Source organism: Kocuria sp. KH4 (assembly GCF_053711175.1).
Genome location: NZ_JBSJYX010000068.1, coordinates 1 through 408 on the forward strand (window position 1 = coordinate 1; position 408 = coordinate 408).

General features: G+C 63.7%; 1 protein-coding gene. It reads left to right on the forward strand.

The window, feature by feature from the left end:
- Positions 1-201 precede the first annotated feature (201 nt).
- Complete coding sequence (locus ACWCOM_RS18515) at positions 202-363, forward strand: hypothetical protein (RefSeq protein WP_454550208.1); 162 nt, start codon at positions 202-204, stop codon at positions 361-363.
- Positions 364-408: the final 45 nt, after the last annotated feature.

Sequence of the window (408 nt, forward strand, 5' to 3'; positions counted from 1 at the left end):
GTGCAGTGTTCGCGCTGATGATCGGCGGCGCCGGAGCCTCGATCCCCGAGATCTCGATGCTCACCACCTTGTTCAAGCCCCGACTGGTCGTCACTTTCGTGGTCACAGTCATCGGCACGGCCATCGCCGCCGGCTACCTCATCCCACTGATCGCCTGACCCAACCACCACATTCCCAACCACACGAGGAGAACAAGCAACCATGGGACTCAAGGACCTCTACACCGCACGCAAGCAGGACAGCAGTTGCTGCGGGGCCCAGATCGTGCCCGACGATGACGACCAGCCCCAGAGCGAGCAGGGAACACCCACCGAGACGGCGGCCTCGTCAGCGCCGAACAGCGAGGACCCGGACGGCAACTGACATACCGAATCGATGGGGCTGCACCACAGGGTGCAGCCCCAACAC